Consider the following 26650-nt stretch of genomic DNA (forward strand, 5'->3'; position numbering starts at 1 on the left):
AGCGACACAGCCACGAAGGGTGTCGAGCATGGCGGTGCGGCGGGCCTTCTGAGCGCGGGCTTCGTCGCTGAGGATGCGGGCGGCTTCCGATGGTGTCGGAGCGGTGCTGGCGGAAGTGAATGGCCAGATTTTCACGCCGCGATCCCCCCGACCAACTGCATGACGATGCAGCCAAGGTTGGCGCTTTCGTTTGGCCCGATGTCGCGTCCCGCTTCGCTATCCGGATGGTGCGCACGGTTCTTTTCAGCGAGGTAGCTCGCCATGATCTCGCAAAGGCGATCGTGGTCGATCTCGTCGGGCGCGCGGACGATCTGGTAACCGTTCGGCAGCAGCATCGACAGCAGGTCGAGCGGAAGCGCCTCGCCCTTCACCAGCTTGAACAGCCCGGCGACATTGAGCGTCGCGGGGATGCGGTCCTTTTCGGCGTGGAAATAGGAGGTGAACGTCGACACCGGCATGTCTGCCTTCCCCGCCGCAGCCTTCAGGCTGATGTCGAGGTCGTCCATCGCGCAACGAATATCCTGTTGCCGCTCTCGCACGATCGTGTTCGCGTCACGCATGATTACGCTCCCGAGTTGTAAGATTAGAACCGGTATGGAGATCACCGACCATCCCCGCTGGCAGTCCGGCCCCGTTGCGTTTCGCGTGCTGGTCTGCCGCGCCCTGCTCGTCGCGCTCGCAGATGCAGGGCATGGCGAACGTGCCGATGCAGGTGCACCACAGGGAGCAGCGGCCGCAGGACACGCAGCGGGTGTCGGACTCGATGCTCATGCTGCTGGCGTTTCGGGGAGCGCTGCTACCGGCGCATCGGCTCGGTTCAGCTCGTAATGGAACTTATACCCAGCAATCAGACGCTTGAACTTCTCGCGGGTGCAGATTTGCAGCGACCGCTTGCCGAATGCGATGCCATCCGGATTGACCCAATCGCGCGTGTAAAAAACGCGGGTGGGGAAGCGCGGTGGCTGGTACACACCGACGACGGTAAGCCGCTGCCACCCTTCGCCGTCTGCGCCGTAATCTACGTCGCCATCCCACGTGTTCTCGCACGTAGTTCCGGGCCGCCACGAGAGAATGTCAACGTAGCCATCTTCGCCGATGCTCTGATAGGTCTCGCGAACGAACGGATAGCGGACCGCGAAGACAGCGCCTTCGATGACCTCGACGCGCCCGCTCATGCCGCTACTCGATCGCTGGGAGCGCCGGAGGGCTTGCGGGTGCGCTTGACGGACGTCTCAGCTTTCGGCGTGCGCAGCTTGGAGCGCAGATATGCTTGAGCTTCGGCGGGTAGCTCCACACCATTCTTGCGAGCGGCAGTAAGAACATGCGGCCTATGGAGTGGTGGAATCTCGGGGGGGCTACGGGTATTCCAGTAGCTGACGGTTTGCTGAGCGTTGCCAGTCTTGGCAGCGAGGGCGCTCGGGCCTCCGAACGCTTCGACGATGAGGTGTACCGTGTGCATAAAAGCGAAAGTACCGATTATCGGTATCGTTGGCAAGAGGGTTCGGTACCGAATTTATCAGATAGCCCCGGAACGCCTCTCGGTCATATTCGGTGCATGCAATTCGAGTTCGATACCGAGCGGGTCAAAACCGCAATCAAGGCCAGCGGCTACACGCAGGAGAGCCTAGCCGCGGCTGTGGGGCTGACCCACAAGTCGGCGCTTGCGAAGATCTTGAATGGCACCAGGCGCGTCGAGGTGGGCGAGGCCGTTAAGATCTACAGCCTGCTATCGCTCAAGCCGGAAGGCGCTGTCGGTGTTCAATCCGTACCAGTGATAGGAATAGCAGCGGCCGGCGCTTGGCGCGAAGCCATTGATATGCCAGACCGTCGCATGACCATACCTCAAGGCATTGCCAGCTCGCGCGCGTTTGCAGTTGAGGTTATCGGCGACAGTATGAATCTTTTGATCCGCGATGGCGGCTGGATCGTAGTCGATCCCGACCAGAAGGTGCTGCAAGATAACCGCTGCTACCTGATCCAGAATGGAGACCACGAAGTCACCGTGAAACGATACCACGCCAAGCCGGCGCGGTTCGAGCCGGTGTCGGATAGCCCCGAGCACCAGCCGTTTCTCGTTAGCGAGTGCGATTTCATGGTTCTTGGGCGAGCGGTATGGACAGGTTCTTCTCTGTAGGAACCGACCTGCAAAAATAAACCGATATTCGGTATTGACGGACGTTACCGAATATCGGTATTAAGTCTCCAGACAGCAACGGCATCCGGCCAGTCGCTGATTTGGAGGCGTTATGTCCCATACCCTTACCGAACCGACGGTGTTTCAGTTTCCTGTCGGCACACAGGTTCTCTTCACATCGACAGCATCGGACGGTCCCGCACCGTTCATTACGACCGTTACGCGTCACTTCGGCGAACACGAAGCGGACATGCTCGACACTGGCCCGATGTACGAGCTGGCCGACGGCTCGGAGGCTTTCGAGGATGAGCTGACGGCGGAGTGCGTTGCTACAGCCGCTGGCATCCAGTGCGCCGATTGCAAAGGCACGGGCTATAGTGGCGGTGTCGTTCCAGTAGAGCCCGAGCTTTGCGATGCTTGCGAGGTTTGCCTCGGCGAAGGCTTTACCGCGCCGATCGCGGAGGCCGCATAATGGCGCTCGACAACCCGCTCGCGTTCCCCACGCCGGACATCTACACCGCAGAGGGTTTCCCGGTCACCAATGGCGCGCCCGGCATGACGCTTCGCGACTGGTTCGCCGCGCATGCCCCAGAGCCGAAGCATGAACGCATCGCCACCGAGCAAGGCGCCGACCGTGGCCGCAACCCTCATAACGACAGCTACAAGCCTGCGCTGCGCAGCGAAGACCAGATCAAGGCGCAACTCGCCTATCGGTACGCTGATGCAATGCTGGCCGCTCGAAAGGTCACCGCAGCATGACCCGTCACACCCCCTCCCCCACCGCCAACGCGCAGGACGTGACGGACACTGGAGAGGTGTTCGACCTCAATGCGCGCGACGATCAGCCGTTCATGGATGCTTGGTGCGAAATGGAGGCCAAGGGCTTCACGTACGGCGACGAGGAACTGGAGAGCGTACACCTCGGCTGGCTGATGGGTCGCGGTCATTTGGTGGCTGCGCCCGCAATGCAGGTGGCATCATGAGCGCGCACCAGAAGCTCACGCCTCAGCCCGCGCAGGACGTGACGGCGAAGCATACGCCGGGTCCTTGGACGATCATTCCTGCTGTCCCCTATGATGGCGATGATGACGAGCTGGTCGGAGCTTTCAACGAGCCGGCTGGTATCGAGGGCGCGGACGGTTCGCCGGTCTGTGTGTTCGGCACCTGCGAGGGCAGTGGCACGCTGTTCGAGAATGAGGCAGACTATCGCCTGATCGCGGCCGCGCCTGATCTGCTCGCCGCGCTCACCTCCGCGCTGCCCGCAGTTGCAACGCTGTGGACCACCGCCGGTTATGACGGTGACGCGGAGTTTGAGGGCACACTGAAAAGCATCCTCGACGCGATCGACGCCGCCATCGCAAAGGCAACCGCAGCATGAGCGCGCACCAGAAGCTCACGCCTCAGTCCGCGCAGGACGTGACGGCAGCAGACCGCAACCTGTTCAAAACGATCATCACCGGCATGGTCGGCGTTACGAAGCACACGGCGATTGATACAGGCTGTTTCGACAAAGACCCGCGCATGCTGGAAATCGCTAAGTTCCGGGCAGCTTCGAGCGCCGCGGTGCAGTCATGAGCCCGCACGCAACCATCTGGCGCGCAGACAGCCCGCTAGCCCGGTGCCGCGAGTGCGGCGCTCAGCAGCAGTTACACGGTCGCCCGAACTTCTCGTGCACCGCGTTTGCCGCTGAGACCGCAGCCGACATCGACCCCGAGGATCTGTCGCCTAGCCATCTGGTCGACGAGATTTTCGCGCACCCTCACACCCTGCGCGCCGTGGCTTGCGGCGACGAATTGCGCGGCCGGTTGCTGACCGTGCTGGGCGTGTCGTGGGACGATCTGTCGGAGGCACTGGCATGAAGCCCGCCCATTTCACCACCGCCCCCAAGCGCAACCCGCCAGTACCGGGCCGCGACTGGACGCTGGACGAGTGCCGCGCGGTTGCTGACCACGCGCAGTCATCGCAGCCGCACGACGCGTTCTTCTCGACTGATCCGCGCGCCATGACGGACGCGCTGTTCGCCATAGCCGGCAAGCGCGTGACGAAGCTCGGAGGCGCGCTGTGAACGCCCCGCACCACGCCTTCTTCGGAACGCCGGTTCGCATGTTTGAGCCGCGGGACATGACCGACGTCGTGTTCACGGTTGCCGCCAGCGCTGACTTCGACCGTCGCGCCGATCGCCTCGCTGCTGACCTCGCCGCCTATCGCAAGCGCTGTGACGCCGCGCTCGCTGCCCTGCCCGCCCGCACTCAGGAGCATATCTAATGGCTTGGAATTCGTCCTGCCCGCGCTGTGTCGCGAGCAAGTTTGCCTGCGACGATCACTACGTGCCGAGCACTGCCGCACCGGCCCACTGGAACAGCGCTGATCACATCCGCGACGCATCCGAAGCTGAGCTAATCGGCATGTCGTTCGCCACCCGAACGGCCTGCATGTCGAATGATGCGCGCGCCGAGCTTGACCGTCGCGCCGCCACGCTCGCCCGCGCAGGTGACGCATGACCGTCCCCGCATCCACGAAGGCCCTGACCCGCGCCCGCCCCTTCATCCCCGGCGCCTACGTCTCTCCCTTCCCTCTGCGCTGTGCAGACGGGCGGACGTGGGCTGAGCGGGCTGCTGCGTTGCGCACCCCCGCCACTCCCCTTCCTCGTGTGGAGAACGTCCGTTGACCGAGACAAACGCAAACCTGCGCATCTGGAACGCAGTCGAGAAGACCGACCCCGCACACACCAAGAAGGTGAACCAGCGCGGCGGGTTCACGGCGATCAGCGCGCACTACCAGATCATGCGGGCAACCGAAGTGTTCGGCCCTGTCGGCATCGGCTGGGGCTACACCAACGGCGACCCCGTGTTTACCGATGGCTTGGTAATCGTGCCGGTGACGATCTGGCACGGCGACCGCAGCAACACGTTCGGGCCGCTCTACGGCAGCGCTGAGATGAAGCCGGTCAGCAAGGCCGGTCCGAAGCTCGACAGCGATGCCCCCAAGAAGGCTAGCACGGATGGCCTGACCAAGGGCTTGTCGCAGCTCGGGTTTAACGCCGACGTGTTCCTGGGCAAGTTCGACGACAACAAATACATCGCCGCAATGACCGACGAGTTCGCGCCCAAGGCGGACGTAATCGACGACCACCAGCGAGCGCATCTGATGACGCTGGCGGAACAAGCAGGCGCCGACATGCGCGGGTTCTGCACCTTCTACAAGATCGGTGCGCTGCCCGAGCTTCCTGCCGATCGGTACGAGCACGCGAAGGGCATGCTGGAGAAGAAGCTGGCGGCGAAGAACGCGGCGCCACAGCAGGAGGCTGCGTAATGGCGAGCGCACCTATCGAACAACGGACGCCGGAATGGTTCGCCGCTCGTGCTGGCAAGGTCACGGCCTCCCGCATAGCCGACGTGATGGCTAAGACCGCGAAGGGGTGGGGCGCAAGCCGTGCCGACTACCTTTCGCAGATCGTCCGCGAGCGCGTGCTTGGCCAGTGCGAGCCGAGCTTCACGAATGCCGCCATGCAGTGGGGGACAGATCAGGAGCCCAACGCGCGCGACTGCTACGCCTTCACCACCGGCCTGTCGGTGATCGAGGAAGGCTTCGTGCCACACCCGACGATCACGATGGCCGGCGCTTCACCTGACGGGCTGGTCGAGGCTGACGGCATGGTAGAGATCAAGTGCCCGAACCCGGCGACGCATCAAGCAACGCTCTTGGGCGGGCCGATCGCCGACAAATACATGAAGCAGATGCAGTTCCAGATGGCCTGCACCGGTCGCCAGTGGTGTGACTTCGCTTCGTATGATCCGCGCTGGGGCGTCGACATGCAGCTTCACGTCACGCGCGTTCCTCGCAACGACGAGATGATTGCGGCGATTGAGGCGGCGGTGATCGAGTTTCTGGCTGAGGTCGAGCGCGATTACGTCGCCTTGACCGACCGCTACCAGAAGGCCGCGTGATGCTCGCCAGGCACACCCCCCTTCGCGCCAAGACGCCGATGCGCCGCACCGCCCCGGTCCGCAAGGTAGCCCGCAAGGCTGTCTCGCGCGGGATCAAGCCGAACGCCGACGAGCAGGCATACTGGGACACGCTAGGTGACATCTGCATGGGCTGCGGTCGGCACGGCGGAACAGTGGTTCACCACATCCTCGCCAACGCGCCCGGGAAGGGCTCGCGTCGTGATCACATGCTGGTCGTGAAGGTTTGCCCCGGTTGCCACAACATGGGGACGAGCTCGGTGCACCTGCTGGGGTCCGAAGCGGCGTTTCTCGCGAAGACCGGCGTCGATCTGGTCGCCATCGCGGTCGCGAACCGTGACGATTATCTCTTGGGAGAACTGCTGTGAGCGATGCTGCACCACTGATTTTCCGTCGCGTGCTTGGCGGGTTGCGCCCGGTCGGCCCGATCGCCGAAGCCGCGCTGGCCGCGATCGATGACGGTCCGGTTCGGGTCCGCATCACGCGCACCGCGGGCAACGTCAAACGGAACGCCCTTTACTGGGCTTGCCTAGCTGTCGCTGCGCCGATGCTGTCGGAACGGATCGAAGGCGACGCCCTGGATCCCGAAATGCTCCACAAGATACTCAAGGACCGCCGCGGCTTGGTGCGCCTCGTTACACTGCCGAGCGGCGACGTGTTCCGCGATTACGAGAGCACGTCGTTCGCGAAGATGACCGAGGACGAGCGCAAGGCCTTTGTGGACTGGGCGCTGGCGACGCTGAGCAAATGGCTCGGCTGCGACATTACCGATTTACGCCGCGAAGGGGAGGCACAAGCAGCATGAACGCCCAAGAGATCAACGCAATCGGCGTCATGCTCCAGAGCATCCGCCATCCCGACGAGCGCTATGTAACGTTGGCCTTCACCGCGCACGCACCGAACAGCGAGAGCTTCGACGGCAGCGTGTCGGTCACGGTTGCAGCGGGCGAGGACACGGCTACCAGCGAGTCCGTCACCCTTGATTGCGCGCTCCACATGGCTCGCGCGAAACTGCGCGACCAGGCTGCCAAGCGCGCCAAAGCCAAAGCCGAAGCAAAGGAGCTCGCAGCGTGACGACATCAGAACAGCAAGCGGTGCCGGTTGCGCAGGAGTTGCGCGCGCGGGAAATGGCGCATCGGATCATCATGGAGTTCAAACCGAACGGCTGGCAGGCGAAGGAGGACGAGCTTTACCGCCTGATTGTTCGCGGCTTCGAAGCGGTCACGGAGCAAGCCTCCCATCCTTGCAAGTCGGGCGAAGGGGCGGATCTTGCAGTCTGGTGCGCGCGAGAGGCTGAAGCACAACGCGCGGAGGGGAATAGTTCGCCGCATACCGCCAAGCCCACCCGCGAAAGCCGATACGACGATCAGGGTGTTATGCCGGTTGCCATTGCAGCCGCACGCATCGCACTCGCCCTCACTCCCGATCACCTTGCCGACGCCGGCAAACCGATCGATGCCACCCAGACGCGAGAAGCGGAGACACGGAACGCGATCGTCCGCGACCTGATTGCCGAACGCCGCAGCTACAAGGAAGACAGCCCGACGTGGCGCGCTTTCGGGTTCTGCATCGACATCGCGGAGAAGGCCGCCCTCAACGCCCGAGGTGGGGCATGAGCGGGTGCAAGCACTGCCGTAACGGCTGGTTCGACGGTCGGTTCGGTGAGGACGTGGAATGCGTCAATGGCCTGTTGATCGACATCGACGTGGCGCACGAAGGGCCAACTGACGTCGATTACCCGGTCGCACCCTGCCACCCGTCGTGGGCCGCTCAACAGCACGGCGAGGATTTCGTCAACGACACCGAAGACCGGCTAGCATCATGGAGGGCCGCATGACCCCCAATCCCAACCCGAGCCCCGAGGCGAACACTTTGCTGATCCGCGCCGGGATGCACGAAGACACCAACACGGCTACCGGGTCGGTTCCGTATTCGGTTGCCGTCCGCGCCGTCTCCGCCGCCCTCTCCCCGCAGACACTGCCAGCGCCGGGGGAGGTGGAGCGATACACGGAGGACAGTGTGCGAGCGATGCTTCGTGGCACGACCAAAGGCGAAACGCTGCGAGCATGGTGCAAGGCCAACGACGTGAACCCTACCCACGCCTACGAGTTTGCGGACGGCAAGCGAAATGCACCGGCTGACTTGCTTGGAGCGATGGGACTGGATCGTACAATTGTTGTAGCGCATCCGTCCCCCACCCCCGCCACCGTTGCGGCAGCGAATGACGAAGGGGTGGCGTTACTTCTCGCGCAGTCCGAGTTCCTTTGCGATCGGCTGGACGAGCTGGACTGGTGCGAGGACCTGGACGCGGTTGCGAACGGGTACAGCGGCCACGTCGGTCCGGCCTTGTCGCGGCTGAAATCGACCATCCGGACTCTCGCCACCTCACGCTCGCAACACGAAGGGGCTGGAAGATGATCCGCTACGACTTCGACCACCATGTTTGCACGACATGCAAAGACGCCAAGCGCACTCACCGGGTCGGGCAGGTTCCGACCGGCGAGGGTGCTGACTTCATGCTGACATGCACCGGCTGCGGCGACACTGACGGGCCATACGCAGGCCCTCGCACTCGCGACGCAAACGACAATCGTCTGGAAAAGCTATGACCCAGAACCCGACCACCAACACCGAGGCGGGGTCTGTTGCAGACGTGGCGGCGAAGCTGACGGAGGCGCAGCGGGCGGTTGTTTTGGGCGCCATCGAGACGCCGGACGGGCCTCATCGCGACACGCGCTGGAGATGCCAAAACGCTGGTCGAGTGAAGAAGCGCCTTCTCGATCTGGGGTTGGTATATCTGGTGATCCCGATGTTCTCGTGGCGTTCAGACGTGCGTGATGTGATCCTCACCCCACTCGGCCTAGCAGTCCGCCAGCACCTTGAGCAGGGGGCGACGGCGGGGGGTGTTGGGGGGAAGGAGCGTGGGGATGGGTGAGCGCTTGCCACACTGGCCCCGGGTACAGCGGGCCAAGATCGCCGCATCGTATTCCGGCTATGGGACCGAGCGCGACTTCCGCACGGCGGTTGCGTGCGGCGAGATGCCACCGCCCTTCACGCATGATGGTGCCGACGCTTGGGACATTGCCGACATCGATGCCGCGGTCGATACGATCAAGGCGGGCGGAAAGCTTACCGCCAACTGGAGAGAGGGAGCATCGAATTATGCGGCGAACCGTCGCGTGGCCGGGCGTGGCAGTCAAACGCGCTAAGGGCCGGAAATACTACTACTGGACGAGCAGCAAGCCTTGGATCCGCCTACCTGACCCTCTTACCGATCCAGATGGCTTCATGCGAAAGATCGCGCACCTCCAGCGTGTCGAGGCCAAGCAAGCTGCGGGGCACCCGGGTACGTTTTCAGGGACGGTTCGCCTCTATCTCAAGAGCGCCGACTTCACCGATCGTGCGGTCAACACCCAGAAGCTCTACACGACCTATCTCGAGCGGCTGTTGGTGATCTTCGGACAGGCGCCGCTTACTGACATCAGCCAAGGCGATGTGCAGACGTTCGTTATGGACGAGCATGCCGATACCCGAGGTGCGGCGAACATGATGCTGCGCGTGATGCATATCATCTACAAATGGGCCAGCGCTCGCCGTCCCGGGTTGACCGATCCGACAACCAAGATCGACGAGTACGATGGCGGCGAGCATGAAGCTTGGCCGGAACACCTGCTTGAGAAGGCGCTGGATAGCGATGACGAGCTATTCCGCCTGGCTGTACATCTGCATCTCTATACCGGGCAGCGCACCGGCGACACGTGCGGCATGACGTGGAACGCCCTAACCGCTGAGGGGCTGATCCCGGTCAAACAGCAGAAGACCGGCACGCCCCTTCTGATACCGCAGCACCCTCGCCTCGCCGTCCTGCTGGACGATACCAAGCGCAAGACGCTGACGATCCTTCGCAACATGAAGGGCACGCCGCTCCGACCCGCAACGTTTCGTGAGTGGGTAACGAAGTTTGGCGAGGCCAATGGGGCCGATTTGGTGCCCCACGGCCTACGCCGAAACGCCGTGAATGCGTTGCTCGAAGCCGAGTGCTCAACCGCCGAGGTAAGCTCAGTCACCGGGCAATCGCTGGCGATGGTTGAGCATTACGCGAAGGAGCGAAACCAGCCCAAGATCGCTAGCGCCGCTATGCTGAAATGGGGCCGGAACGATCCGGGAACGGGAAAACTCTCATCATCATCGAAAACAGCGGTCGCAAAGTCCTGATATGACAACAGAAAAAACCGGCAATCTTAAGACGCCGTAAACGATGTTTCCAACTGAAGGCCAAGTGCTTGAGCACCCAGCACGATCGCGCCCAGGGGCCCGGCATTGTTGCCGAGCGCCGGCGGTACGATGAACGTGTCGGTCAGCGCCACCTCCGGTAGCGTGATATAGCCGCCGAGGCTGCGGGTCATCGCCGCGCGCACACGCGGAAACAGGTGCGACGCGCCCATGACGCCGCCGCCCATGACGATCCGGCGCGGGATGCCGGTGAGCACGAGCGTATGGCAAAGTTGGCCCAGCGCATCGGCGACGCTGTCCCAGACCGGATGCTCGGCGGGGGCCTCGTCCGCGGGATGCCCGATCCGCGCCGCGATCGCGGGACCCGCGACGAGACCCTCGATGCAGGCGCCGTGGAACGGGCAGTTGCCGACCCAGTCGTCGCCCTGGAACCGTGCGGGGCGGATATGACCGAGTTCGGAATGCGTCAGCCCGTCGACCGGGCGGTTGTTCGCGATCATGCCGGCGCCGACACCGGTGCCGACCGTGACATAGGCAATATCGGGCAAGCCCTTCGCCGCGCCCCATCGCGCCTCGGCCAACGCCGCGCCGACGACGTCGCTGTGAAAGCCGGTCGGCACGCCGTAGCGCCGCTTCAACCGTCCGGCGATGTCGGTGCCCGCCCAGCCCGGCTTGGGCGTCGTCGTGATATGGCCATAGTCGTGCGAGTGGCGATCGATCGACACCGGACCGAAACTGGCGATGCCGATCGCGACGAACCCGCTCCAGCGATCCAGCACTGCCTCGATCGCGGCCAGCGTCTCGTCGGGCCGCGTGGTCGGGATACGCACGGTTTCCTCGATCTGGTCGGGTCCGCGCGCAAGAATGCAAATGCATTTTGTCCCGCCGAGTTCGATCCCTGCGACCAGAGGTGCTTCCGTCATCCTGAACTCCCAACGCGTTGCTGGCGCCCGCTTCCTTCGCCGGGGCCCTCGCGTCAAGAGCAGGTCGGCTGTGACGATCACCGTGAGCGATGATTTCATCCGCTGTCGATACGCCCGGTCATGCGTTATGCCTGCCGAGTTCAACCGAACAGACAGGAATTCTCAATGGCGAAGAAACCCGCAAAGCTGGCCAAGGCCGACACCACCGTATCGGTCGAAGCACAGCCGCAGTACAAGGTCGAGTATCGCGAGATCCAGCCGTACGGCACGCTCAAGCGCCTGCCGATCGCACTTGAGGACAATGCCCGCGCGCAGAGCGTCGCCACGCTCAACCAAGTGCTCGCGGACACGATGACGATCCGCGACATGTACAAGAAGCATCACTGGCAGATGTCGGGTGCGACTTTCTATCAGCTGCACCTTCTGCTCGACAAGCATTACGAGGAGCAGGCCGCGCTCGTCGATCTCGTCGCCGAGCGGATCATGGCGCTAGGCGGTATCTCAATCGCGATGGCGCATGACGTCGCCGAGATGACGACGATCCCCCGCCCGCCCAAGGGCCGCGAAGACGTACCCACCCAGCTTGCCCGCCTGCTCGAAGCGCATGAGATCATCCTGCGCCAGGCTCACGAAGGTGCGCAGGCAGCGGACGAGTCGGGCGACGACGGCACCAACGACCTGCTGGTGAGCAATATCGTCCGCACCCATGAGCCGCAGGTGTGGTTTCTGGCGGAGCATCTCGCCGCGACCGAACTGGTCCGCGACGACAAGTAAGAGGTCCGGACGCGCGCCCTTCCCTCTCCCCGGCGGGGAGAGGGACTATCGATTAGCGGGTCGCGTTATACTTGAGCTGGTCGTCGGTGAGCTGGAAGCCGACCAGCGCCTCAAAGCTGGCGCGCAGCACGGCCTGGCGTACTTCCGGGGTGCTCAGCGGATCGACCGCTGCATCCTGGTCGCCGGGCTTGCGCTTTCGGGTCAGCTTCTCGCGCACCTCGTCCGGCAGCGTCGCGGCCGAGCGTGCCACGGTAGCCGAGGCGGTTGCCGAAGCCGATGCGAGAGCCTGGCCCGCATCGAAGTGCAGCGCGACGCGACCGATGCGCTTGGCGACGACGGCGGTGCCGCCGCGGACCACCGTGATGAAATATGGCAGGGTCACGTCGCGTGCGCCCTCGGTACGGTTGCGGCGGGCGCGGATGTCGAAGGTGACACTGGTGACGACCTGGTCGGTCGCGTCGGCACAGGTCGAGCGGACGTTGGTCATCAGCGCGGCGACGTCGATCGCCGACTGGTCGCGGCTGGTGGCCGGATTGAACAAGGTGATGTCGCCGGTTGCCGCCGGGATCGCGACTGCCGGGCAGACCGAACGGACCGCGGAAATGCCGCCGGTCGCATCGATTTCGCCCTTGCCGGCGCAACCGGTCAGGAGGATCGCACACGCCGAAACGGCTAGGATGGGGGCTTTCACGGCGACGCTTACCTTCTCGAACGAGCGAAAGGGCCACCGCGTGTCGCAAGCGGCCCCTGTCGCGGCGCACCATAGGAACCGGCTATCGTCCAGGCAAGCAATCGCGTAGAGGCTGACGCATCATGAGCCCAATCGACAAGCCGCCGCTCGAACTGTTGATCGCAGCACCCCGAGGCTTTTGCGCCGGCGTGGACCGCGCCATCCGGATCGTCGAACTGGCGATCGAGAAGCATGGCGCCCCGGTCTATGTCCGCCACGAGATCGTCCATAACAAGTTCGTCGTCGACACGCTGAAGGCGCAGGGCGCGATCTTCGTCGAGGAACTGGACGAGGTGCCCGATGGCGCACCGGTCGTGTTCTCCGCGCACGGCGTGCCGAAATCGGTCCCGGCCAATGCCGAATCGCGCGGGCTGGAATATCTCGATGCGACCTGCCCCCTGGTGTCGAAGGTCCACCGCCAGGCCGAGCGGCTGGTCGCGGCCGGGCGGCATATCGTGTTCATCGGCCATGCCGGGCATCCCGAAGTGATCGGTACGTTCGGACAGGTGCCGCAAGGCTCGATGTCGCTGATCGAGACGGTCGAGGACGCCGAGGTGTTCGCACCGGCCGATCCGTCGAACCTCGCCTTCCTGACGCAGACGACGCTGTCGGTCGACGATACCGCCGCGGTGGTGGCCACGTTGCAGCGCCGCTTCCCGCAGATGCTGCCGCCGCGTGGCGAGGATATCTGCTACGCCACGTCGAACCGCCAGACCGCGGTGAAGGCGATTGCGCACAGTGTCGATGCGGTGTTGGTGATCGGTGCACCCAACTCTTCGAACTCGGTGCGACTGGTCGAGGTCGCCGAGCGCGAAGGTACGCCGGCGATGCTGATCCAGCGCGCGAGCGAGCTCGATTGGGACTTCCTCGCCGGCGTCGCCACGCTGGGGATCACCGCGGGTGCCTCGGCCCCGGAACTGCTGGTGCGCGAACTCGTCGACCGGCTGTCGGAGCGCTACACGGTGTCCGAACGCGAGGTCGAGACCAACCGCGAGACGATCGCGTTCAAGCTGCCGCGCGGGCTGGAGGCGGCCGCCTAGCATGGCGGTCTACACGCAGGTTTCGGCGGAGGCGCTGGGCGCGTTCCTCGCGAAATTCGATCACGGCGAACTGGTCTCGGCCAAGGGCATCGCCGAGGGGGTCGAGAACAGCAACTACCTGGTCGATACGACGACCGGGCGGTTCATCCTGACGCTGTATGAAAAGCGCGTATCGGCGGACGATCTGCCGTTCTTCATGGCGATGCTCGATCATCTCGCGGTCGACGGCAACCCGGTGCCGCGGGCGCTGCCCGATCGCAGCGGTGCGCTGATCCACGAGCTTTGCGGGCGGCCGGCGTGCCTGATCGAGTTCCTCACCGGTGTGTCGGTGTCGCATCCGAGCGAGGCGCAGGCGTATGCGGCTGGTGCCGCGATGGGCGCGATGCATGGCAGCCTCGCCGGGTTTGATGGCATGCGGCCGAACACGCTGGGGCCCGACGGTTGGCGCGCTTTGCTGGCGAAATGTGGCCGCGATCTGGATGCGATCGAGCCGGGGCTGTTCGATACGGTGAGTGCGGCAGCGGACGCGGTTGTCGCCGCGTGGCCGAGCGACCTGCCGCGCAGCGTCATCCACGCGGACCTGTTTCCCGACAACGTGCTGATGCTCGGCGACCGGGTGACGGGGCTGATCGACTTCTATTTCGCGTGCACCGATATCCGCGCCTACGACTTGGCGATCCTGCACAGCGCCTGGGCGTTCGATGCGCAGGGCGAGGGCTATGACGCCGGGGTCGGCAAGGCGCTGGTCGCGGGGTATGTCGATCGGCATCCGCTCTCTCCGGCCGAGCGCGCCGCGCTGCCGGTGCTGGCGCAGGGGGCGTGCCTTCGCTTCCTGGCAACGCGGGCGTGGGATTGGCTCAACACGCCGGCGGATGCGCTGGTGACGCGCAAGGATCCGCTGGCGTATTGGCGGCGATTCGAGGCGTATCGCAAGGACGATCTATTCGCATGACTGACGACGTAGCTGCCCCGACCATGACGAAGGTCGAGATCTTCACCGACGGCGCGTGCAAGGGCAATCCGGGGCCGGGCGGCTGGGGTGCGGTGATCCGCATGGGCGCGCACGAGAAGGAATTGTCCGGTGGCGAGACCCCGACGACCAACAACCGGATGGAGATGACCGCGGCGATCGAGGCGCTCAACGTGCTGACCCGGCCCTGCGCGGTGACGCTGTACACCGACAGCAAATACGTGATGGACGGCCTGACCAAGTGGGTGAAGGGCTGGCAGCGCAACGGTTGGAAGACCGCCGACAAGAAGCCGGTGAAGAACGCCGAACTGTGGCACGCGCTGCTGGCCGCGGTGGCGCGGCACAAGATCGAGTGGCAATGGGTCAAGGGCCATGCCGGGCACCCGGAGAACGAGCGGGCGGACAAGCTGGCGAGCGATGCCGCGGTGGCTGCGGGGCGGCGCTGAGGGCGGTTGCAGCCGATCGACACGGACGGTTTCGGCTTCGCTACGATCGTCCCCCGCCAGGGGGAGGTGGCGCCAAAGGCGACGGAGGGGGCGGACACGGAGCCGGCGTTTACCTTTCCTCCCCCTCTGTCAGGCGAGAGCCTGCCACCTCCCCCTGGCGGGGGAGGATTGCGGCGCGTCACGCCCCGACCACGTCGCCGAACTGCGTGTCCGAGCGGACGGTTTCCCGCCAGGACGGGTCGCGGTTCATCGTCAGGTTTATGATGACGATGCCCGCATGCGGTGGCCGTGCAGGGCGAGGTAGGCGGATCACGCGGCGGCCCGAGCGGTAGGCGGCGAGCGTGGTCTGCTTGGCACGGCGGGCTGCATCGGTGGCGTGCCAGCCGACCACCGCCAGCGCGACCTGTGCCGCGTCGCCGACCGCGATCGCGGTTTGCTGACCGCGGTCCCGCATCCGAGCCCAGGACTGCTGCAACCATGACGGCCGATCGAACGCCGAGACGTCCGTCGAACGCCACGCCACCCGCAATCCTTCCGGAACACCGGTCCAGCTATCGGCCGCCGACCCGACTACCGATGGCGCGGAGCGGATCAGGTCGTGCCGGCAGCGCTGGCAGCGGCTGAACAGGAACCCCTGATTTTCCAGGACGAGCGGCGCGGCGACGTGCCCCGAGGCGTGACAGAGCAGGTTCATGATGATCCTCCTTGATGGTGGGCGATGCCAGAGTGAGCGAATCGAGATGCAACGCGGCCAGCACGATCAGGTCGCCCGGCCCCTGTTCGAGCACCTGATCCAGGTTCCAGACTTCGAAATGACGGCCCATGCCGACCAGCAGCGCGCGCTGGCGCACACCCCGCCGCGACCGCATCCACGACGCGATGCGCAGTCGCCCCTTGCCGTCCATCTGCGCCGGCGCGACGAAGCCGAGGCGTCGCCGGAGCAGCGTGTCGCGCGTCCCGCTGTCCCATGCCTGCTCGCCGCCAAGCTCGGACAGCGCGCAATGCTGGTCGGCAACGCTGCGGCGATCGTAGACCAGCATGCAGGGATCGTCGGCGTGAAGCCCGATGAACAGATCCTCGCGCGCTTGTCGTGCCTGTATCGTAATGCAGAAATGCTCGGGAAGGATCAGTTCGCCACGCGCGCTGATCGTAGAAACCGCACTTCCCACGAAGAGTTCGTCCATGATCGTTACACCCTCAACAACGACGAGGTGCCGACATCACAGGTTTCTCCGAATGCTCTATCCGGAAGCTGTGGAATTGCTCTGCCGACGCGCAGTTGATGGCGCGTTAACCAAGCGAATAAACTAACATTTCTCTAGTTTTCAGAGACTAAGTCATTCCCGTTGGTTTTTCGCAGAACAAATCCGGAATTTCTCCGGCATGAAATGTGATTCATGCAGCACATTGGTATGCGAAATATGCGGAATCAGTGCGTGCGCCGGCTGCTGATCCGACGTGAAATGAACGAAAAATGGTCGGCGGGTGCCCTGTTTCGGTCGGGACGCCCGCGCGACTCGGACGATTTCGTCAGGTTTCGTCGACTGGCGCGGCTGGCCCGTTCTTGATGATCGACTCGATCGCGTTCCGGGCGCCGGCCTTGCTCGAATAGCCTTCGGTCCAAAACATCGTTTCGCTGTTGTACTTGAACTTGGCGACGTACTCGCCGGCCTTGTTCTGCTCGATCACGAACTTGTGCGCCATATCGACTATCCCTCGGTGAAAGGAGGTCGCAGGCTAACTCAAAACCGATCGGGCGAATAGCGTGCCGGATCGATCGCCGCGACCGCCGGGTCGGGAGGCGTGCCGAGCACGAGGCTGGCGGCGAGCAACGCGGCGGCGGGGGCGGTCTGGATGCCGAAGCCGCCCTGGCCTGCACACCAGAAGAAGCCGGGCACGTCGCGGTCGAAGCCGTAGATCGGCAGGCGATCGGGCGCGAAGGTGCGCAGGCCCGCCCAGCTCCGCTCGACCGCGGCGACGCGCCAGTCGACGACATGCTCGAACCGGTCGACCGCGATCGCGATGTCGATCTCCTCGGGTGCGGCGTCGCATGGGTCCGTCGGGGTCTCGTCGTGCGGACTGAGCCAGAGGCGACCGCCGGGCTCGGGCTTGAAATAGAAGCGCCCGGCGATGTCGGCGATATGCGGCAGGCCCTCGGGTGCGCCCGGGTCGGTACGAAGTTGCACCATCGTCCGGCGATAGGCGGTCAGGCCGAGCGGACGGACACCCGCGCGCGCCGCGACATCGTCTGCCCAGGCGCCAGCGGCGTCGACGAGCGTGCGGGCCTGGAAGCTGCCGGCCTTCGTATCGATGCTCCAGACACCGGCGGTGCGGATCGCGCCGACGAATGCGGCATCGGTGACGAAGGTAGCACCGCCACGACGCGCGGCGGCGATGCTCTCGGCGTGGAGCGCGGCCACGTCGATATAGGCGCAGCTCGCTTCTCGGATGCCGAGTGTCCATTCGGGGCGGAGACCGGGTACGAACGCGGCTGGATCGACTCGGTCGAGGACGACGTCGCTGTCGGCGAACTCTGCGAGGAACGCTTCCATCGCCACTGCGTCTGCTGCACGACCGATGTGGACCGAACCGAGCGGCGCGAGGTGCCCGCCGGCCTGAAGGAACGGACCGGAGGCGGTGGTGAGCGGCTGGATATCCGGGCCGCCATAGGTTTCCGACCAGAACGCGGCCGAGCGGCCGGTAGCGTGATAGCCGGGTGAGGCCTCCGCTTCGAGCACCAGCATGCTGGCACGCGACCCGATCGCAGCGGCGAGGCTGGCGCCGGCCATGCCCGCGCCGACGATCGCGATATCGTAGACCGGCTTCACGGACGCGCAGGCACGACGGCCGCCAGGAACGAATCGATCGCCGCCAGCGCACGGTCGCGCACGCCGTCCGCCTCGCGCAGTATCTCATGTGCCGATTCGGGGCCGAACCGGACGATCTGCGCATCGGGCAGGCGCGCGCCGAGCCGCAACGCGGCGCGCGGATCGACCAGCTTGTCGGCGTCGGCGATCAGCATCAGCACCGGCGTTGCGATCGTCTCGATCCGCGGATCCGATGCCAGCGCGGCGGCACCGGCGAACCCGTGCGCGAGCCACGTCCAGCTTGGCGGTCCGAGCACCAAGTCGGGGTGGCGGTCCTGCCACCAGCGTTCGTCGGCATAGCGGTCGCCGTCATGCGTCAGCAGCGATCGGCGCGACGCCAGCGCGCCCGGCCGTTCGTTGCCGCGCCACGCCGCGCGCATCGGGTCGCCCAGCCCTGCGATCCAACGCGCGATGTGGGCGGCGACGGTGGCACCGATCGGCGATTTCAGACCGATCATCGGCGCGACGAGGATAGCCGCATCGGGATCGATCGACTTGGCCGCAAGCGCACGCACGACCATCATCCCGCCCATCGAATGCCCGAGCACTATTCGCGGCCCTGCGCCCTCCGCACGCCAGTCCGCCCAGAACGCCGCGAAATCCGCGTCGTATAGGCCGTAGTCGCCGACATGGCCGACATGCGGGTCCGGCGACAACCGCCCCGAGCCCCCCTGCCCGCGCCAGTCGAACGCGGTGACCGACCAGCCCTGCGCATGGAAGTGCGCGAACGTCTCCAGATACTTCTCGAAGATATCGCCGCGGCCGGTCTGGAACAGCAGTCGTCCGCGCGAGTCCGGTGCCGGCCAGTCGAAACGGCGCAGTTTCCAGCCGTCGGATGCAACCCACTGACCGACCTGCGCGTCGGCGGGAATCGCGCGGCGCACGGGGTCGAATGCAGGACCGGTCGGGACGGTTACTTTTTCGAAAGCCATCTCCGTTAGGGCTTAGCCGATGGGGTGGAACATTGCTCTTCCAATTTTGATTCTCGTGCTCGGCGGCCTGTTGGTCTCCGCGGGCATCCAGGACGCGCGCACGCGCGAGATCGCCAACTGGAAGACGGCCACGATCGCGCTGCTCGCGCCGGTCTGGTGGTATGCCAATGGGTTGGACATCTGGCCCGACATGGCGTTGCAGGTCGGCGTGGCGCTCGCGGTGTTCGCGGTGTTCTTGGTCGCATTTCATTTCGGGATGATGGGCGGCGGCGACGTCAAGCTGATCGTCGCGCTCGCGTTGTGGCTGCCCTTCCCTGCATTCCTGTCGATGCTGATGGTGATGTCGATCGCCGGCGGCGTGGTGACGATCGTCATGATGATCGAGCGCGGCATCAAGAAAACGTCAGGCCAGATCGAAGTGCCCTACGGCGTTGCGATAGCGTTCGCAGGCCTGCTCGCCCTGCGCGAACCACTCCTTAATCAGTTTCAGTCATGATTAACGCCGAAGCAAAATACCGGCGCCCGAAAGGCACGAACTAGTCATGGACAGTCGTAAGATCATATTGCTGGTTGGGGCGCTGATAGTCGCAGCCATCACGGCATTCTTTGCGAGAACGCTGATCGCCGGCAGTTCTGCGCCGCAAGCCGGTGCGACCGTGATGGCGGCCCCGGTCGTCGACGGGCCCGAAGTGCTGGTCGCGACCCGCTCGCTGCCGGTCGGCACGATCCTCGATGCGACCGCGCTGAAGTTTCAGCCCTGGCCCAAGGAACTGGTCGACAACGCCTATTACCTTCGGGACAAGACCAACCTCCAGTCATTGCAGGGCACGGTGGTGCGCAGCATCATCACCGCCGGGCAGCCGGTGACGCAAGGGGCGTTGGTAAAGCCGGGCGACCGCGGTTTCCTCGCCGCCGCGCTGGGGCCGGGCATGCGCGCGGTCACCGTCCCCGTGTCGGCGCAGGCTGCGGTCGCGGGGTTCGTGTTTCCCGGCGATCGGATCGATCTGGTCCTGACGCAGACGGTCCCGGGCGGGGGCGACGGCCAGCCGCTGAAGGTGTCCGAGACGATCATGCGCAACATCCGCGTGCTCGCCACCGACCAGCGCACCGACAATCTGGTCGGCGAAGACGGCAAGACCAAGGTCCAGACCTTCTCGAACGTGACGATCGAGGCAACGCCGAAGATGGCGGAGCAGGTTGCCGTCGCGCAGACGCTCGGCACGCTGTCGCTGTCGCTGCGCTCGATCGCCGACAATTCGGCCGAACTCGAAGAGGCGATCGCGTCCGGGGCGGTGAAGGTGCCCGATGGCAATGATCCGAAGGCCGAAAAGGCGATGATGGTGCGGCTTGCGAGCCAACCCCAGGGGGGGGCTTCGAGCTATCAGACGGGTGCCGACGTCTCGCGCTATCAGCGAAGCTCGGTCCCCGGAAAGCCGCCCGAAAGCAGCGGCGGTCAGGCGGGGATGTCCATGATGCCGACGGCACCTGCCGCTGGCGGCGCTGCCGGGGTTGCCGTGCAAGGGCCGGTCGTGCGGGTGGCGCGCGGCAACGCAATCACCGTCGTTCCGGTCGGGGGGAAGAACTGACATGCGCATTCCGATGACGCCGCCGGGCTGGCCTCTGGTCGTCGCCTTGGTCGCAGCCAGCGCCGCGCCGTTCGCCCCCGCTCTCGCGCAACGCCGCACGGCCGTGGCTGCACCGGCCGGATCGCCCATCGTGCAGGTCAACACCGGCCGCGGTCGGCTGGTGACGCTCGCGCGGCCGATGACCGACCTGTTCGTGGCGGACGATACGATCGCCGACGTCCAGGTCCGCTCGCCGACGCAGTTATATCTGTTCGGCAAGAAGACGGGCGAGACGACGATCTCCGCGACCACGAAGGGCGGCGCGGTGGTCTATGCGGCGACCGTCCGGGTCGGCAACAACCTTGATTCGGTCCAGCAGATGCTCGGGCTTGCGATGCCCGAGGCACAGGTCGTCGCGACGCCGATGAACGGGCTGATCCTGCTGACCGGCACGGTTCTGGCGCCCGAGGACGCTGCCGAAGCCGAGCGGCTGGTGCAGGCTTTCGTCGGCGATTCGACGAAGGTGCTATCGCGACTGAAGACCGCGACGCCGTTGCAGGTGAACCTTCAGGTGCGCATCGCCGAGGTCACGCGGAGCTTCGTCAAGAATATCGGGGTCAATCTGCTGACGCAGGACCGTGGCGGATCGGGCATCCAGTTCGGCAGCACCACGGGGTCGCCGGGCACGATCACCTATAATCCCACGACGGGCGCGAAGACGTCGACCTATGCGACGGGTGCGCAGCGAACGACGCTGGGCCTGGCGGGCAATCTTCTCGGACTGGATTTGCTCGCAACGATCGATCTCGGCGAGACCACTGGCCAGGTCACGACGCTGGCGAACCCGAACCTTACCGCCCTGTCGGGTGAGACGGGCACGTTCCTGGCCGGTGGCGAAGTGCCGATCCCGGTCGCACAGGCACTGGGGACGAGCACGGTCGAATATAAGCAATACGGTGTCAGCCTGGCCTACACGCCGACGGTATTGTCCGATGGCCGCATCTCGTTGCGGGTTCGCCCCGAGGTGTCGCAGCTCGACTATTCGAACGCGGTGACGCTGAACAATACGCGCGTTCCCGGCCTGACCACGCGCCGGACCGAAACGACCGTCGAACTCGGTTCGGGCCAGAGCATGGTGATCAGCGGTCTGCTGTCGAACAGCCACAATAATTCGTACGACAAGACGCCGGGGCTCTCGAACCTGCCGATCATCGGCGCGCTGTTCCGTTCCAACGCGTTCCAGCGCAACGAGACCGAACTGGTGATCGTCATCACCCCGTATCTGGTGAAACCGGTCAACAACGCGAGCGACATCGCATTGCCGACCGATGGTGCGCGGGCGCCGGGCGATCTCGACCGTGTCCTGCTGGGTACGCTCAGCGCGAGCGGTGGCGGCAAGCGGCCGGTGCCGACGGTCGCGCCGCCGACCTACGCCCAGCCATCGGTCGGCGCGGTCGCTCCGATCCTGCCGATGGCACGCGGCGACGTCCGCCGCGCCGAGGACGACGCCATGCCCCGTCCCGATACCAAGGCGGGCACCAAGTCGAAAAGGGCCGCCGTGCCCACTCCCGGCTTCTCGAATTGAGCCGCGCGTCCGCGCAACGTACCAAGGACATCCGATGATCAACAAATCGATCCTAGCGTCTCTCGTCCCCGCACTGCTGCTCGGCGGCTGCGTGGGTACCGAGAATCGCGGTCTCGAATCGGTCCATCAGCCCGTCGTCAGCCGTACCGACTATGCCCTAGACCTAGGCGTCGCGGGCGGCGCGCTCGCCTCGGGCGAAACGGAACGTCTGGCAGGCTGGGTCGAGACGATGCGGCTCGGTTATGGCGACCGGGTGACGATCGACGATCCCGCTGCAGAAGGGTTTCGCGCTCGCGACGACGTATCCGCGGTCATTTCGCGCTATGGCCTGCTGCTAAGCGCCGATGCGCCCGTGACGCCTGCCCCGGTGACGCCGGGTTCGATCCGCGTGGTCGTCAGCCGGATGCGCGCGACCGTGCCGGGTTGCCCCGACTGGTCGCGCGATTCGACCAACGACTTCGAAGCGAACACCTCGTCCAACTATGGCTGCGCAACCAATCGCAACCTCGCGGCGATGATCGCCAATCCCGCCGACCTAGTGCGCGGCGCACCGGGTACCGAGACGACCGATGCCGCGCTGTCGTACAAGGCGATCGATACCTATCGCAAAAAGGCACCCACCGGCGCCGCCGGCCTCGCCGCGGCCGGCACGGGAGGCAAGTGATGAACGCACCCTGGAAGCCGGGCGGCATCGCGCACCGCGAGCCCTTCACCGCCTATGTCTGCGACGAGATCACCGCCGAGGCGCTGCGCCCGATCGCCAGCGAACTCGGCTGGGCGGTCGAGAAGATCCACAAGGGCGGCCTGCGCAACGCGATCCAGTCGCTGTCGGTGTCGGCCTCGCCGCAGATCCTGTTCGTCGATCTCGCCGAATCCGGCGACCCGCTGAACGACATCAACGCACTTGCCGAAGTGTGCGAGCCCGGCACCGTCGTCATCGCCGCGGGGCAGGTCAACGACGTTCGCCTGTACCGTGATCTCGTCGCCAGCGGGATCCAGGACTATCTGCTGAAGCCGCTGCATCCGGACATGCTGCGCGAGGCCTTCGGTCACGCGCAGACGATCCTGAATGCGCCGAAGCATGTCGAGGTGTCGCCTGATCGCCCGCATTGCGCGATCGCCGTCGTCGGCACGCGTGGCGGGGTCGGCGCATCGACGATCGCGACTTCGGTCGCCTGGTTGCTCGCGGACAAGGAAGATCGCGCCACCGCGCTGCTCGATCTCGACGTGCATTTCGGAACCGGCGCGCTCGGCCTAGATCTAGAACCGGGTCGCGGCCTGACCGATGCGATCGACAACCCCAGCCGGATCGACGGGCTGTTCATCGAACGCGCGATGGTCAAGGCGTCGGACAAGCTGTCGGTGCTGAGTGCCGAAGCGCCGATCAACACGCCACTGATCACCGACGGCTCCGCCTTCTATCAGTTGCAGGAGGAGATGCGGTCAGCATTCGAATGCACCGTCGTCGATCTGCCGCGTGCGATGCTGATCCAGCATCCGCATCTGATCAGCGAGGTTCGGCTTGCGGTGATCGTCACCGAACTGACGCTGGCGGCAGCACGCGACACGATCCGTATCCTGTCGTGGATGAAGACGAACGCGCCGCAGACCGAGCTGTTCGTTCTGGCCAACCGGATGCACGCCGGCGGCCAACTCGAGATCAACCGCAAGGATTTCGAAGGCTCGATCGAGCGCAAGATCGATTACCTGGTGCCGTTCGACCAGAAGCTCGCCGCGCAGGCGGCCAAGCTCGGCAAGCCGATCGTCGAGGTCGGCAAGACCTCGAAGACGATCGCGCCGATCCTGGCGCTGGCGACCGCGCTCGCTTCGGCCGTGCCCGATGCCTCGACCGAAGGCGTGAAGGCGAAGGGCAAGTCGCTGATGGGCAAGTTCGGCGATCTCAAGGGATTGCTTCCCAAGCGCGCGGCGAAGACGAAGTGAGCAGCGCGCGTTCGATCCGCATAACGACAAGACAGAGTTAGGCCACGATGGAAATGTTGCCGCTGCTGTTGGTGATGATCGGTGCCGTCGTGGTGCTCGGCATGGTGGCGTTCGCCTTCGCGGGACCGTCGGCCAGCCGTGCGCAGTCCCGGCGGATCGCCTCGCTGCGCGAGCGCCACGGCGACGCGCTGGTCGTCGCCGAAGCGCAGATGCGGCGCATCGCGACCAACCGCAACACGAAGATGGACGTCGCGTTCACGCGTATCCTGCCCAATCCCGTCCAGCTCGCCAAACGCCTGGCGATGACCGGCAAGACGTGGACCGTCGGCCAATATGGACTGGCGACCGCGGGCATTACGCTGGTCGTCGCGCTGCTGATGGCCCTCAGGGGCCTGCCGATCCTGCTGGCCCTTTTCGTCGGCCTGTTCATCGGTGTCGGCTTGCCGCATTTCGTCGTGAGCAAGACGATCGCGCGCCGGATCGGCAAGTTCACCGCCAAGTTCCCCGACGCGATCGACCTGCTGGTCCGCGGGCTCCGATCGGGCCTGCCGATCAGCGAGACGATCGGCGTCGTCGGCCAGGAAGTCGATGGGCCGGTCGGCGAGGAGTTTCGCGCGGTCAGCGACAAGATGAAGATCGGCCGGACGATGGATGCCGCGCTGCAGGAAACCGCGGACCGGCTCGGCACGCCCGAGTTCCAGTTCTTCGTGATCACCATCGCGATCCAGCGGGAGACCGGCGGCAATCTGGCGGAGACCCTGGCGAACCTGTCCAACGTGCTGCGGTTGCGCGGCCAGATGAAGCTCAAGATCAAGGCGATGTCGTCGGAGTCGAAGGCGTCGGCGTACATCATCGGCGCGCTGCCGTTCATCGTGTTCGGGATGATCTGGGTGATCAACGGTACGTACATGCAGAATTTCTTCATCGACGAGCGGCTGATGGCGATCGGCATGGGCGGCATGGTGTGGATGGCGATCGGCGCCTTCATCATGTCCAAGATGATCAGCTTCGAGATCTAGGGGCAGATGATGGGCACCACCGGCGGACCTACCTTGCTTGGTTTCGACGTACTCACGGTCGCGACGATCCTGTCGGGCATTGCCGCGTTCGCGGTAATGGTCGCGATCTACGCCGCGACCACGGTGAGCGATCCGATGACTAAGCGCGTCAAGGCGCTGAACGATCGCCGCGAGCAGCTGAAGGCGGGCATCACCGCCTCGACCAAGCGCCGCGCCAAGCTGGTCCAGCGCAACGACACCGCGGACAAGATGCGCGGCATGCTGTCGTCGATGAAGATGCTGCAGGACAGCCAGGTGAAGGCGGTCCAGTTGAAGCTGATGCAGGCCGGCATCCGATCGAAGGAATGGGCGCCGGCGGTGATCTTCGGCCGGCTGGTGCTGCCGATCGTGCTGGGCGGGGCGATGCTGTACTGGGTGTATGGCACCGACGGCTTTGCGAGCTGGGGGCCGCTCAAGAAATACGGGCTCGTCGCGATGACCTTCATCCTGAGCTACAAGGCGCCCGACCTGTATCTCGACAACAAGATCAAGAAGCGGTCGGACGCGATACGCAAGGGACTTCCAGATGCGCTGGATCTGCTGGTGATCTGCGCCGAGGCCGGGCTTACGGTCGATGCCGCTTTCCACCGCGTCGCGCGGGAACTGGGACGGGCGTATCCCGAGCTTGACGAGGAGTTCACGCTGACCGCGATCGAGCTGGGGTTCCTGACGGATCGGCGGATGGCGTTCGAGAACCTGGCTATGCGGGTGAAGCTGGATGCGGTGAAGGGCGTCGTCACGACGATGATCCAGACCGAGAAATACGGCACGCCGCTGGCGTCGGCGCTGCGCGTGCTGTCGGGCGAGTTCCGCAACGAGCGGATGATGCGCGCGGAGGAGAAGGCAGCACGGTTGCCGGCGATCATGACGATCCCTTTGATCCTGTTCATCCTGCCGGTGCTGTTCGTCGTCATCCTCGGGCCGGCGGCGTGTTCGATCTCCGATGCGCTGATGAAGACCTGAAGCAACCGCTGGCGCGGCGGATCGTTGGGCTCCCGTAACAGGAGGGTTTTTACGATGCCGTTGTTTTCCACACCTACGCAGTTCGCGGCGCTTGCGCTGGTTTTCGTTGCCGGCTGGCTGTTCGGATTGGCGAGCCATCCGGGCGGCAAGAAGTGGAAGGCGCGCTATCTGGCGGAGCGGGATGCGCATGCTTCGGTGAAGAAGGAGGGCGACGTTCGGGCGACGGCTGCGGAGAAGCGGGCGGTCGAGGCCGAGCGGGAGAATGCTCGGTTGGTGAAGGACGTCGAGGCGGCGCGGGTTGCGACTCCGGTTGTCGAGCGGGCGCCCGTTATTGGGCGTGATCCGGTTGTCGATACGTCGCGGTCCGGGGCGCTGTCTTCGGCGCGGCCGGCTTATGGCCGGCCGGCGTATAACGCCGATGGGACCAAGCGGGGCTGGTTCGATTTCGAGCCGCGTCGGTGAGGTTTTGGGGGTGGGTTAGCCCCTGTCCCCTTGTTCTCCCGCGAAGGCGGGAGCCGAGTCTG

The 26650-nt window shown here is 65.0% G+C and carries 43 protein-coding genes; 33 read left to right on the forward strand and 10 right to left on the reverse strand.

The features are described 5' to 3' along the window. Window positions 1-131 precede the first annotated feature (131 nt). The 3 genes from H8S47_RS16720 to H8S47_RS19250 all read right to left on the reverse strand — a co-directional run bounded on the left by H8S47_RS16720 (window position 132) and on the right by H8S47_RS19250 (window position 1459). A complete protein-coding gene (locus H8S47_RS16720) occupies window positions 132-560 on the reverse strand; it encodes a hypothetical protein (RefSeq protein WP_187504912.1) in 429 nt (142 codons plus the stop codon). 207 nt (window positions 561-767) lie between these two features. Beyond that, window positions 768-1175: a hypothetical protein gene (locus tag H8S47_RS16725; RefSeq protein ID WP_187504913.1), complete on the reverse strand. Its 408-nt coding sequence runs from the start codon at window positions 1173-1175 to the stop codon at window positions 768-770. Then, the gene (locus H8S47_RS19250) at window positions 1172-1459 is read right to left on the reverse strand and encodes a carph-isopro domain-containing protein (RefSeq protein WP_398457365.1); all 288 of its coding nucleotides are present in this window, start codon (window positions 1457-1459) and stop codon (window positions 1172-1174) included. The genes H8S47_RS16725 and H8S47_RS19250 overlap by 4 nt, the downstream gene beginning before the upstream one ends. A 96-nt stretch (window positions 1460-1555) precedes the next feature. Between H8S47_RS19250 and H8S47_RS16730 the strand changes: the two genes are divergently transcribed. From H8S47_RS16730 to H8S47_RS16830, 21 genes are all read left to right on the forward strand, one after another. Then, window positions 1556-2134 carry a LexA family protein gene (locus tag H8S47_RS16730; protein WP_187504914.1) on the forward strand — a complete coding sequence of 193 codons (579 nt, stop codon included), beginning with the start codon at window positions 1556-1558 and terminating at the stop codon, window positions 2132-2134. A gap of 112 nt (window positions 2135-2246) precedes the next feature. Beyond that, entirely contained in the window at window positions 2247-2606 is a 360-nt protein-coding gene (locus tag H8S47_RS16735) for a hypothetical protein (RefSeq protein WP_187504915.1), read from the forward strand. Then, window positions 2606-2893 (forward strand): hypothetical protein, encoded by a 288-nt coding sequence (locus H8S47_RS16740; protein WP_214655139.1) that lies wholly within the window; start codon window positions 2606-2608, stop codon window positions 2891-2893. The genes H8S47_RS16735 and H8S47_RS16740 overlap by 1 nt, the downstream gene beginning before the upstream one ends. Beyond that, the gene (locus H8S47_RS16745; protein WP_187504916.1) at window positions 2890-3117 is read left to right on the forward strand and encodes a hypothetical protein; all 228 of its coding nucleotides are present in this window, start codon (window positions 2890-2892) and stop codon (window positions 3115-3117) included. The genes H8S47_RS16740 and H8S47_RS16745 overlap by 4 nt, the downstream gene beginning before the upstream one ends. After that, on the forward strand, window positions 3114-3512 hold the full coding sequence (locus H8S47_RS16750) for a hypothetical protein (protein ID WP_187504917.1): 399 nt from the start codon (window positions 3114-3116) through the stop codon (window positions 3510-3512). The genes H8S47_RS16745 and H8S47_RS16750 overlap by 4 nt, the downstream gene beginning before the upstream one ends. Beyond that, window positions 3509-3709 (forward strand): hypothetical protein, encoded by a 201-nt coding sequence (locus tag H8S47_RS16755; protein ID WP_187504918.1) that lies wholly within the window; start codon window positions 3509-3511, stop codon window positions 3707-3709. The genes H8S47_RS16750 and H8S47_RS16755 overlap by 4 nt, the downstream gene beginning before the upstream one ends. Then, window positions 3706-3993, forward strand: coding sequence for a hypothetical protein (locus H8S47_RS16760; RefSeq protein WP_187504919.1), 288 nt, complete (start codon window positions 3706-3708; stop codon window positions 3991-3993). Before H8S47_RS16755 ends, H8S47_RS16760 begins: the two co-directional genes overlap by 4 nt. After that, the gene (locus H8S47_RS16765; protein ID WP_187504920.1) at window positions 3990-4199 is read left to right on the forward strand and encodes a hypothetical protein; all 210 of its coding nucleotides are present in this window, start codon (window positions 3990-3992) and stop codon (window positions 4197-4199) included. The genes H8S47_RS16760 and H8S47_RS16765 overlap by 4 nt, the downstream gene beginning before the upstream one ends. A gap of 38 nt (window positions 4200-4237) precedes the next feature. Beyond that, window positions 4238-4399 carry a hypothetical protein gene (locus H8S47_RS16770; protein ID WP_187504921.1) on the forward strand — a complete coding sequence of 54 codons (162 nt, stop codon included), beginning with the start codon at window positions 4238-4240 and terminating at the stop codon, window positions 4397-4399. Then, a complete protein-coding gene (locus H8S47_RS16775) occupies window positions 4399-4635 on the forward strand; it encodes a hypothetical protein (RefSeq protein ID WP_187504922.1) in 237 nt (78 codons plus the stop codon). Before H8S47_RS16770 ends, H8S47_RS16775 begins: the two co-directional genes overlap by 1 nt. Before the next feature lie 163 nt (window positions 4636-4798). Next, window positions 4799-5446: a hypothetical protein gene (locus H8S47_RS16780; RefSeq protein WP_187504923.1), complete on the forward strand. Its 648-nt coding sequence runs from the start codon at window positions 4799-4801 to the stop codon at window positions 5444-5446. Next, the gene (locus H8S47_RS16785; protein ID WP_187504924.1) at window positions 5446-6081 is read left to right on the forward strand and encodes a lambda exonuclease family protein; all 636 of its coding nucleotides are present in this window, start codon (window positions 5446-5448) and stop codon (window positions 6079-6081) included. The genes H8S47_RS16780 and H8S47_RS16785 overlap by 1 nt, the downstream gene beginning before the upstream one ends. A 38-nt stretch (window positions 6082-6119) precedes the next feature. Further along, on the forward strand, window positions 6120-6467 hold the full coding sequence (locus H8S47_RS16790) for a hypothetical protein (RefSeq protein WP_187504925.1): 348 nt from the start codon (window positions 6120-6122) through the stop codon (window positions 6465-6467). Next, window positions 6464-6904, forward strand: a complete 441-nt coding sequence (locus H8S47_RS16795; RefSeq protein WP_187504926.1) for a hypothetical protein — start codon at window positions 6464-6466, stop codon at window positions 6902-6904. The genes H8S47_RS16790 and H8S47_RS16795 overlap by 4 nt, the downstream gene beginning before the upstream one ends. Further along, a complete protein-coding gene (locus H8S47_RS16800) occupies window positions 6901-7173 on the forward strand; it encodes a hypothetical protein (protein WP_187504927.1) in 273 nt (90 codons plus the stop codon). The genes H8S47_RS16795 and H8S47_RS16800 overlap by 4 nt, the downstream gene beginning before the upstream one ends. A 53-nt stretch (window positions 7174-7226) precedes the next feature. Then, entirely contained in the window at window positions 7227-7715 is a 489-nt protein-coding gene (locus H8S47_RS16805) for a hypothetical protein (RefSeq protein WP_187504928.1), read from the forward strand. Continuing rightward, window positions 7712-7936: a hypothetical protein gene (locus H8S47_RS16810; protein ID WP_187504929.1), complete on the forward strand. Its 225-nt coding sequence runs from the start codon at window positions 7712-7714 to the stop codon at window positions 7934-7936. The genes H8S47_RS16805 and H8S47_RS16810 overlap by 4 nt, the downstream gene beginning before the upstream one ends. Next, window positions 7933-8517, forward strand: coding sequence for a hypothetical protein (locus H8S47_RS16815; RefSeq protein ID WP_187504930.1), 585 nt, complete (start codon window positions 7933-7935; stop codon window positions 8515-8517). Before H8S47_RS16810 ends, H8S47_RS16815 begins: the two co-directional genes overlap by 4 nt. Window positions 8518-8704: 187 nt before the next feature. Next, window positions 8705-9034, forward strand: a complete 330-nt coding sequence (locus H8S47_RS16820) for a hypothetical protein (RefSeq protein WP_187504931.1) — start codon at window positions 8705-8707, stop codon at window positions 9032-9034. Continuing rightward, window positions 9027-9308, forward strand: a complete 282-nt coding sequence (locus H8S47_RS16825; protein WP_187504932.1) for a hypothetical protein — start codon at window positions 9027-9029, stop codon at window positions 9306-9308. Before H8S47_RS16820 ends, H8S47_RS16825 begins: the two co-directional genes overlap by 8 nt. Before the next feature lie 79 nt (window positions 9309-9387). Next, a complete protein-coding gene (locus tag H8S47_RS16830; protein WP_214655140.1) occupies window positions 9388-10314 on the forward strand; it encodes a tyrosine-type recombinase/integrase in 927 nt (308 codons plus the stop codon). A 26-nt stretch (window positions 10315-10340) separates the two neighbouring features. Here the strand turns inward: H8S47_RS16830 and H8S47_RS16835 are convergent, their stop codons facing one another. Further along, window positions 10341-11255 carry an ROK family protein gene (locus H8S47_RS16835; RefSeq protein ID WP_187504934.1) on the reverse strand — a complete coding sequence of 305 codons (915 nt, stop codon included), beginning with the start codon at window positions 11253-11255 and terminating at the stop codon, window positions 10341-10343. Between the two features lie 165 nt (window positions 11256-11420). On the opposite strand from H8S47_RS16835, the gene H8S47_RS16840 reads away from it, so the two are divergent. Further along, the gene (locus H8S47_RS16840; protein ID WP_187504935.1) at window positions 11421-12029 is read left to right on the forward strand and encodes a Dps family protein; all 609 of its coding nucleotides are present in this window, start codon (window positions 11421-11423) and stop codon (window positions 12027-12029) included. Between the two features lie 52 nt (window positions 12030-12081). Here the strand turns inward: H8S47_RS16840 and H8S47_RS16845 are convergent, their stop codons facing one another. Continuing rightward, window positions 12082-12720, reverse strand: coding sequence for a hypothetical protein (locus tag H8S47_RS16845; RefSeq protein ID WP_328805587.1), 639 nt, complete (start codon window positions 12718-12720; stop codon window positions 12082-12084). A 122-nt stretch (window positions 12721-12842) separates the two neighbouring features. On the opposite strand from H8S47_RS16845, the gene ispH reads away from it, so the two are divergent. The 3 genes from ispH to rnhA are packed head-to-tail and all read left to right on the forward strand — an operon-like array spanning window position 12843 to window position 15215. Beyond that, complete coding sequence (gene ispH / locus H8S47_RS16850; RefSeq protein ID WP_187504936.1) at window positions 12843-13799, forward strand: 4-hydroxy-3-methylbut-2-enyl diphosphate reductase; 957 nt, start codon at window positions 12843-12845, stop codon at window positions 13797-13799. Between the two features lies 1 nt (window position 13800). Beyond that, the gene (gene thrB / locus H8S47_RS16855) at window positions 13801-14751 is read left to right on the forward strand and encodes a homoserine kinase (RefSeq protein ID WP_187504937.1); all 951 of its coding nucleotides are present in this window, start codon (window positions 13801-13803) and stop codon (window positions 14749-14751) included. Beyond that, window positions 14748-15215: a ribonuclease HI gene (rnhA, locus tag H8S47_RS16860; RefSeq protein ID WP_128455367.1), complete on the forward strand. Its 468-nt coding sequence runs from the start codon at window positions 14748-14750 to the stop codon at window positions 15213-15215. Before thrB ends, rnhA begins: the two co-directional genes overlap by 4 nt. A 178-nt stretch (window positions 15216-15393) precedes the next feature. Here the strand turns inward: rnhA and H8S47_RS16865 are convergent, their stop codons facing one another. The 5 genes from H8S47_RS16865 to H8S47_RS16885 all read right to left on the reverse strand — a co-directional run bounded on the left by H8S47_RS16865 (window position 15394) and on the right by H8S47_RS16885 (window position 19014). Beyond that, window positions 15394-15738, reverse strand: a complete 345-nt coding sequence (locus H8S47_RS16865) for a hypothetical protein (RefSeq protein WP_187504938.1) — start codon at window positions 15736-15738, stop codon at window positions 15394-15396. A 28-nt stretch (window positions 15739-15766) separates the two neighbouring features. Then, the gene (locus H8S47_RS16870) at window positions 15767-16399 is read right to left on the reverse strand and encodes a division/cell wall cluster transcriptional repressor MraZ (RefSeq protein ID WP_187504939.1); all 633 of its coding nucleotides are present in this window, start codon (window positions 16397-16399) and stop codon (window positions 15767-15769) included. Between the two features lie 346 nt (window positions 16400-16745). Then, window positions 16746-16919 carry a YegP family protein gene (locus H8S47_RS16875; protein ID WP_187504940.1) on the reverse strand — a complete coding sequence of 58 codons (174 nt, stop codon included), beginning with the start codon at window positions 16917-16919 and terminating at the stop codon, window positions 16746-16748. 38 nt (window positions 16920-16957) lie between these two features. Further along, entirely contained in the window at window positions 16958-18043 is a 1086-nt protein-coding gene (locus tag H8S47_RS16880) for an NAD(P)/FAD-dependent oxidoreductase (protein ID WP_328805589.1), read from the reverse strand. Beyond that, window positions 18040-19014 (reverse strand): alpha/beta fold hydrolase, encoded by a 975-nt coding sequence (locus tag H8S47_RS16885; RefSeq protein ID WP_187504941.1) that lies wholly within the window; start codon window positions 19012-19014, stop codon window positions 18040-18042. The genes H8S47_RS16880 and H8S47_RS16885 overlap by 4 nt, the downstream gene beginning before the upstream one ends. A gap of 19 nt (window positions 19015-19033) precedes the next feature. Here H8S47_RS16885 and H8S47_RS16890 point away from each other — a divergent pair, with 19 nt between their 5' ends. From H8S47_RS16890 to H8S47_RS16925, 8 genes are read left to right on the forward strand one after another with little or no spacing between them, the layout of a single operon-like run. Continuing rightward, window positions 19034-19510, forward strand: a complete 477-nt coding sequence (locus tag H8S47_RS16890) for an A24 family peptidase (RefSeq protein ID WP_187504942.1) — start codon at window positions 19034-19036, stop codon at window positions 19508-19510. A 46-nt stretch (window positions 19511-19556) separates the two neighbouring features. Next, the gene (cpaB, locus tag H8S47_RS16895; RefSeq protein ID WP_187504943.1) at window positions 19557-20600 is read left to right on the forward strand and encodes a Flp pilus assembly protein CpaB; all 1044 of its coding nucleotides are present in this window, start codon (window positions 19557-19559) and stop codon (window positions 20598-20600) included. 1 nt (window position 20601) lies between these two features. Then, complete coding sequence (locus tag H8S47_RS16900; RefSeq protein WP_187504944.1) at window positions 20602-22164, forward strand: type II and III secretion system protein family protein; 1563 nt, start codon at window positions 20602-20604, stop codon at window positions 22162-22164. 34 nt (window positions 22165-22198) lie between these two features. Beyond that, on the forward strand, window positions 22199-22828 hold the full coding sequence (locus tag H8S47_RS16905; protein ID WP_187504945.1) for a CpaD family pilus assembly protein: 630 nt from the start codon (window positions 22199-22201) through the stop codon (window positions 22826-22828). Further along, window positions 22828-24105, forward strand: coding sequence for an AAA family ATPase (locus H8S47_RS16910; protein WP_187504946.1), 1278 nt, complete (start codon window positions 22828-22830; stop codon window positions 24103-24105). The genes H8S47_RS16905 and H8S47_RS16910 overlap by 1 nt, the downstream gene beginning before the upstream one ends. Window positions 24106-24152: 47 nt before the next feature. Next, a complete protein-coding gene (locus H8S47_RS16915; RefSeq protein ID WP_187504947.1) occupies window positions 24153-25124 on the forward strand; it encodes a type II secretion system F family protein in 972 nt (323 codons plus the stop codon). A gap of 6 nt (window positions 25125-25130) precedes the next feature. Next, on the forward strand, window positions 25131-26126 hold the full coding sequence (locus H8S47_RS16920) for a type II secretion system F family protein (protein WP_398457340.1): 996 nt from the start codon (window positions 25131-25133) through the stop codon (window positions 26124-26126). Between the two features lie 54 nt (window positions 26127-26180). Then, a complete protein-coding gene (locus tag H8S47_RS16925; protein ID WP_187504948.1) occupies window positions 26181-26588 on the forward strand; it encodes a hypothetical protein in 408 nt (135 codons plus the stop codon). Window positions 26589-26650: the final 62 nt, after the last annotated feature.

Source organism: Sphingomonas albertensis (genome assembly GCF_014358075.1).
In the GTDB taxonomy this organism is placed as follows: domain Bacteria; phylum Pseudomonadota; class Alphaproteobacteria; order Sphingomonadales; family Sphingomonadaceae; genus Sphingomonas; species Sphingomonas albertensis.